At 64.5% G+C, this 6,601-nt stretch carries 5 protein-coding genes; 2 read left to right on the forward strand and 3 right to left on the reverse strand.

The window, feature by feature from the left end; translation table 11 throughout:
* Positions 1 to 90 precede the first annotated feature (90 nt).
* Positions 91 to 1,233 (forward strand): aromatic amino acid transport family protein, encoded by a 1,143-nt coding sequence (locus ACMLHZ_RS06965; RefSeq protein ID WP_177563049.1) that lies wholly within the window; start codon positions 91 to 93, stop codon positions 1,231 to 1,233.
* A complete protein-coding gene (locus ACMLHZ_RS06970) occupies positions 1,230 to 2,831 on the forward strand; it encodes an amidohydrolase (protein ID WP_418667044.1) in 1,602 nt (533 codons plus the stop codon). Before ACMLHZ_RS06965 ends, ACMLHZ_RS06970 begins: the two co-directional genes overlap by 4 nt.
* A gap of 85 nt (positions 2,832 to 2,916) precedes the next feature.
* Here the strand turns inward: ACMLHZ_RS06970 and ACMLHZ_RS06975 are convergent, their stop codons facing one another.
* From ACMLHZ_RS06975 to ACMLHZ_RS06985, 3 genes are all read right to left on the reverse strand, one after another.
* Positions 2,917 to 3,498 (reverse strand): sugar O-acetyltransferase, encoded by a 582-nt coding sequence (locus ACMLHZ_RS06975; protein WP_418667045.1) that lies wholly within the window; start codon positions 3,496 to 3,498, stop codon positions 2,917 to 2,919.
* Positions 3,499 to 3,614: 116 nt separating this feature from the next.
* Complete coding sequence (locus ACMLHZ_RS06980) at positions 3,615 to 5,369, reverse strand: NADH-dependent [FeFe] hydrogenase, group A6 (protein ID WP_418667046.1); 1,755 nt, start codon at positions 5,367 to 5,369, stop codon at positions 3,615 to 3,617.
* Between the two features lie 17 nt (positions 5,370 to 5,386).
* Positions 5,387 to 6,601: NADH-ubiquinone oxidoreductase-F iron-sulfur binding region domain-containing protein (locus ACMLHZ_RS06985; RefSeq protein WP_418667047.1), on the reverse strand; the 1,215-nt coding region annotated here is incomplete at its 5' end.

The following is a 6,601-nucleotide window of genomic DNA, read 5'->3' on the forward strand; positions in this document are numbered from 1 at the left end:
AGTGGAAGGGCGCTTGCCTTTTGCAGAGCAAAAAGCTATACTGAAAAAGAATTTGCGGCTTTGGGCCGCGCAGAATGAGGGGGAAACACGTTGAAAAGCAAACAGTTGACCGTGTGGGAGGCTGCCTGCATCATTACCGGCTATGGCGTGGGCGGCGGAGTGATGGCCATGCCCTACCTGACCGCCCGCAACGGCCTGGCGGTGAGCCTGCTGATCCTGCTGGCGGCGCTGCTGGCCAGCTTTGTGCTGCACAGCATGATCGCCGAGATGACACTGAAAAGCGGCGAGGGCGCACAGATCACCGGCGCCTTTTCCAAATACCTATTCACCGGGAAATGGAAAAAGGGCCTGACCCTGGCCTTTTTTATTGTGATGGCGCTGGTGCTGTTCACCAACCTGGCGGCCTATATTTCCGGCGCGGCCGAGATCCTGAGCGAACTGCTGGGGATCGGCCTGGTGTGGGCCGAGCTGCTGTTTTACGCGGCGGCGGCCAGCGTGGTGCTGTTCGGCCTGAAGGCCGTGGGGGTGAGCGAAAAGCTGGCGGTGGCCGTGATCTTTGCGATCGTGGGCATTCTGGCGGTGTGCTCGCTGTTCCACATTGAGAATGCGCTGCCCTGGCGGCCGGGCACGCCGGCTGAGGGGCTGGCCTATTTTGGCATGGCAATGTTTGCGTTTTTGGCCTTTTTCTCGGTGCCGCAGGCGGTGCAGGGGCTGGGCGGCGACGCGAAAAAAGTGCGCAAGGCAATCTTTTTGGGCATGTTCAATAACTTTGTGCTGATCCTGGTGATCACGGTGTGCGCGCTGCTCTCGTCCGGCGAGGTGACCCAGGTGGCCATGATCGGGTGGAGCAAGGGCATCGGCAGCTGGGCGCAGCTGGTGGGCTCGGTATTCACGATCCTGGCCATGCTCACCACCTACTGGTCCATCTCGCTGGCACTGGCAGACATTGTGGAGGAGCAGCTCCGGCTGGAGCGGCGGGTCTGCTGGCTGATCGCGACCCTGCCCTCGCTGCTGATGACCTTTGCGGGGCTGGCCGGGTTCATGGAATTTATGCGGCTGGCCGGGGGGCTGATCGCCATTTTGGTGGCGGTGATGGGGGTGCCCGCCTACCGCCGCTCCCGCCGGGACGGGGGCAGCCTGATGCTGGGCCGGTGGGGCGGCACGGGCATGCAGGCCGCCATGATAGCGGCCTATGTGCTGATGGCGCTGGGCAACCTGGTGACGGTGGGATGAGCACGCTGTATTACGGGGGCGCGATCCACACCCTGCGCACCCCCGAAGAACGCTTTGAAGCCATGGGGGTGGAGAACGGCCGCGTAGTGTGGCTGGGGCACACGGCGGCGGGCCGGTGGGAGGAGCGGGTGGACCTTGCGGGCATGCACGTGTACCCCGCCCTGACCGATTCCCACCTGCACCTGCTGTACACCCTGGTGCTTGCGGCGAACAGTTTTATGATCTGCCAGGTGGGGCCAGGCGGCGTGGAGCCGGGGGATCTGGCCGGGGCGGAGCGGCGGATGCGGCTTTATTGCAGCCAAAACCCGCGGCAAAAAATTGTGGTGGCGAACGGATATATCCCCAGCGCCATTGCGGAAAAGCGGCTGCCCACCCGCCGGGAGCTGGACGAGTGGACGGGCGGGAAAAGCTGCGTGGTCTACAGCATCGACGGGCACAGCAGCGCCATGTCCACCGCCATGCTCCGGGCGCTGGGCCTTGCGGCAGAGGGGCACAGCGGCCAGTTTCGGGGTGAGGAGCACGAGTTCATGCAGGGCAGGGTGACCGGGCTGATCGCGCGCTCGGTCACGCCCGCCATGCTGGCAAAGGGGATCGCCAATTTTACGAATGAGTGCGCCCGCTGCGGCATTGTTCGGGTGTGCGCGCTGGATGGGAACGGGGACGTGGAGCGGGACGTGACCACCCGCCTGCTGGCTTTTTTGGCCGCCCGCATGGACGTGGACGTGCGGCTGTTCCCCCAATATATGGACCTTGAGCGCGCTCGACCCTATTTTAAAAAACAGGCAGCCCCCCGCATGGGCGGCTGCGGCGAGTGGGAGCTGGACGGGGCGGTGGGCGCGCACACGGCGGCGTTTGGCGCCCCGTACGCGGATAACGGCGCGCTGGGCCACTGCTATTACAGCGACGAAGCGGTGCGCGCAAAGGTGCGCGAGGCGGCGCAGCAGGGCGTTCAGCTGACCTGCCACGCCATTGGCGAGGACGCCATCCGCCAGATCGTGGAGGCCTGGGCGGCGGTTCTGCCCGAGGGGGCGCGCCGGCAAGGCGCGCCCATGATGCGGGTGGACCACTTTGAATTCCCGCGGCGGGAGGCGGTGGAACAGGTAAAGCGCCTGCCCCTGGCCATCACCGTGCAGCCCGGGTTTTCCTGGCTGGACAAGCGCTACCTGAAAAGCTACGAGCAATACCTGCCGCCGGAAAAGATCGCCCAGCAGGTGCCTCTGCGGGAGCTGTATGAGGCGGGGGTGTGCCTGTGCGGCTCCAGCGATTCGCCGGTACAGACCATCGACCCCTTTGCCCAGATGCTGGGCATGACGGAATTTTACCTGCCCGACCAGGCGCTGACCCCCTACCAGGCGCTGCGCACCTATACCGTGAACCCGGCCCAAATGTTGGGGGAAGAGACGGAGTGGGGCACCCTGGAGGAGGACAAACGGGCCGATTTCATGGTGCTGAAAAAAGACTTTTTGGCCGCGGAGGGCTCACAAGCGGGGGTGTTCTGCGCGGAGTACACGGTGAAAGACGGCCGCCGCCTGACCCCCAAAAGGGGCACGGCGGCGGAGCTGGCGGGGCTGTGCCTGAAAAGGCCGAAAAAGCTTTGAAGGGCTTGAAAATAAAAAAGGGCGCGGGCCGCGACGGCCCGCGCCCCTTCGGCGATTTTGGCTTTTTGTGCGCTGGGCGGAAGCCTTACCCGTTCTGCCGCAGCACGCGGCAGGGATTGCCCGCGGCCACGGTGTTGGAGGGGAGATCGCGGGTGACCACGCTGCCCGCACCGATGACCACATTGTCGCCCACCGTGATGCCCGGCAGCAGGATGGCCCCGCCGCCGATCCACACATTGTCGCCCACGGTGACCGGGGCGGTGTAGCCCACCGCAAAGGCGAACTGGCTGCCGCTGGGCGTGCCCAGGCGGTCGGCGGCGTTGGTGGGATGGAAGGCGGTGTAGATCTGCACGTTGGGGCCGATCAGGGCGTTTTTGCCGAGGGTGATGCGATTGCAGTCCTGGAAGGTGCAGTTCATGTTTACCTCGCAGTTTTCGGCGAAGTAGATGTTGTTGCCGTAGTCCACGTAAAAGGGGACGGTGATCCACAGGTTCTCGCCCATGCCGCCCAGCAGCTGCGCCAGCAGGGCGCGCTGGGCGGCAGCGTCGCGGGAGTCGGTCTGGTTGTAGCGCAGGGTGAGGGCTTTTGCAAGATGCCAGCGGTCCAGCAGCTCGGGGTCGCCGCAGTCGTATTGCAGGCCGGCCAGCATTTTTTCGCGCTCGGTCATGAGGGTCCTCCTTTTTATTGGAAAGATCGGATAAGACCACTATAACAGAGCGCGGACAGAAAGGCAAGAAAAGGGGCACGGCGCGAGCCGTGCCCCTTTTTTGTGACGGAAAAAGCTCAATACAGCTTTTCGCGCTTTTGGTAGCTGGTGTGCAGGAGGTGGTGGGCCTTTTCGCCCCCCGGCTCGCCCAGGTATTCGGCGTACACTTTTTTGACCAGCGGGTTTTCATGGCTGCGGCGCAGGCCGCAGGCGGCATCCTGGTCGTACAGGGCCTTGGCGCGCAGGGCCTTGATGTCGGTGAAGTTGCGCACGGGCGCGGGCTGGATGGGCTGGCCGCCCCCATTGACGCAGCCGCCCGGGCAGGCCATGATCTCGATGAAATCGTACTGCGCTTCGCCCTTGCGGACCATATCCAGCACCCTGCCGGCGTTGGCGGTGCCGCTGACCACACAGATGCGCAGGGTCATACCCGCGACCTCGTAGGAGGCCTCCTTGACACCCTTGGTGCCGCGCACCTCGGTGAATTCCACAGGCTCCACGGGCTGGCCGGTGAGGGTTTCCACGGCGGTGCGCAGGGCAGCCTCCATCACGCCGCCGGTGGCGCCGAAGATGTGCCCGGCGCCCGAGGCCTCGCCCATGGCGGGGTCGAACTCCTCGTCCGGCAGGTCCTCGAAGCGCAGGCCGGAGCGGTGGATCATGCGGGCCAGCTCGCGGGTGGTGATGGAAACGTCCACGTCCGGGATGCCCTCGCCCGCGGCGCACTGATCGGCCCGGGCAATCTCGAGCTTTTTGGCGGTGCAGGGCATCACGCTGACACAGAAGATATCCCGCGGGTCGATGCCCATTTTTTCGGCATAATAGGTCTTGCTGAGCGCGCCGAACATCTGCTGGGGGGATTTGCAGCTGGAGAGGTTGGGGAGAAAATCCGGGTGGAAGGTCTCGCAATAGCGCACCCAGCCCGGGCTGCAGCTGGTGATGAGGGGCAGCGCGCCGCCCTCTTTCACGCGGCTCAAAAATTCGGTGGCTTCTTCCATGATGGTCATATCGGCGGCAAAGTCGGTGTCGAACACGCCGGCAAAACCCAGGCGGCGCAGGGCGGCCACCATCTTGCCCTGCACGTTTGTGCCGATGGGCAGGCCAAACTCTTCGCCCAGGGCGGCGCGCACGCTGGGGGCGGTCTGCACGATCACGTGGCGGGTGGGGTCGCCCAAAGCCTCCCACACCTTGCCGGTGTCGTCGCGCTCGACCAGAGCGCCGGTGGGGCATACGTTGATGCACTGGCCGCAGCCGATGCAGGTGGAATCGGCCAATTTGCCCTCGAACGCGCAGGCGATGTGGGTATTGAAGCCGCGCTCCACCACATTGATGACCCCCACGCCCTGGTTCTCGGCGCAGGTGGAGATGCAGCGGCGGCAGATGATGCACTTGGAGTTGTCTTTGATGAGATGGGCGGCGCTGTAGTCGTCCTGCCGCTCGGGCAGCACGCCCTCGAAACAGTTGGATTTATCGACCCCATACTGCTTGCACAGGCGCAGAAGCTCGCAGTCGCCGCTGCGAACGCAGCTCATGCAATCCTGGTTGTGGGTGGAGAGGATGAGCTCGAGATTGGTTTTGCGGGCGGCCTGCACCTTGGGGGTGTTGGTGAATACCTCCATGCCCTCGCTGACCGGGTACACACAGGCGGGCAGCAGGCTTTTGGCGCCCTTCACCTCGACCACGCACACACGGCATGCGCCGTTCACGCGCTGGATCTCCTTGAGATAGCAAAGGGTGGGGATGGTGATGCCGATCTGGTGGGCGGCCTCCAGCACGGTGGAGCCCGCCGGCGCCTGACAGGGCACGTTGTTGATCTTTAAGTTTACCATTTCCATTTATCTTGCGTCCTCCTTTAACCCTTGCTGATGGCGCCGAAGCGGCAGGAGTCGATGCAGGCGCCGCACTTTACGCACTTGAGGGGATCGATGTTGTGCGGGGTGCGCACGCTGCCGTTGATCGCGCCGGCCGGGCAGTTGCGGGCGCAGAGGGTACAGCCGCGGCACTTGGTCTCGTCGATCTTGTAGATGAGCAGGGCCTTACACACGCCGGCCGGGCAGTATTTATCCTGGATGTGGGCCAGGTATTCATCGCGGAAGTAGTGCAGGGTGGACAGCACCGGGTTCGGGGCGGTCTGCCCGAGACCGCAGAGGCTGTTGTCCTTGATGAACTGGGCCAGTTCCTCGATGCGCTCCAGATCCCGCATGGTGCCCTTTCCCTCGGTGATCTTTTCCAGCAGCTCGAGAAGGCGCTTGGTGCCCACCCGGCAGGGGGTGCACTTGCCGCAGGATTCATCCACCGTGAACTCCAGGAAAAACTTGGCGATGTCGACCATGCAGGTGTCCTCGTCCATGACGATGAGGCCGCCGGAGCCCATCATGCTGCCGATGCGCAGAAGGTTGTCGTAGTCGATGGGGGTGTCGATAAGCTCGGCGGGGATGCAGCCGCCCGAGGGGCCGCCGGTCTGGGCGGCCTTGAATTTTTTGCCCCCGGGGATGCCGCCGCCGATCTCTTCGACGATCTCGCGCAGGGTGGTGCCCATGGGCACCTCGACGAGGCCCGTGTTCTTGATTTTGCCGCCCAGCGCGAACACCTTGGTGCCGGGGCTGTTCGGGGTGCCCATGCCGCGGAACCAGTCGGCGCCCTTGAGGATGATCTGGGGGATGTTGGCGTAGGTCTCGACGTTGTTCAGGATGGTGGGCCGGCCGAACAGGCCCTTTTTGGCCGGGAAAGGCGGGCGGGGCCGGGGCTCACCGCGGCAGCCCTCGATGCTGGTCATGAGGGCGGTCTCCTCGCCGCAGACGAAGGCGCCCGCGCCCAGCTTGATCTCGATGTCGAAATCAAAGCCGGTGCCGAAGATATCCTTGCCCAGAAGGCCGTATTTGCGGGCCTGGTGGATGGCGATCTGGAGCCGCTTGACCGCGATGGGGTACTCGGCCCGCACGTAGATGTAGCCCTTGTCGGCCCCGATGGCGTAGCCCGCGATGGCCATGGCCTCGATCACGCAGTGGGGATCGCCCTCGAGCACGCTGCGGTCCATGAAAGCGCCCGGGTCGCCCTCGTCGGCGTT

The organism is Allofournierella sp., from assembly GCF_048388525.1.
GTDB lineage: Bacteria > Bacillota > Clostridia > Oscillospirales > Ruminococcaceae > BQOK01.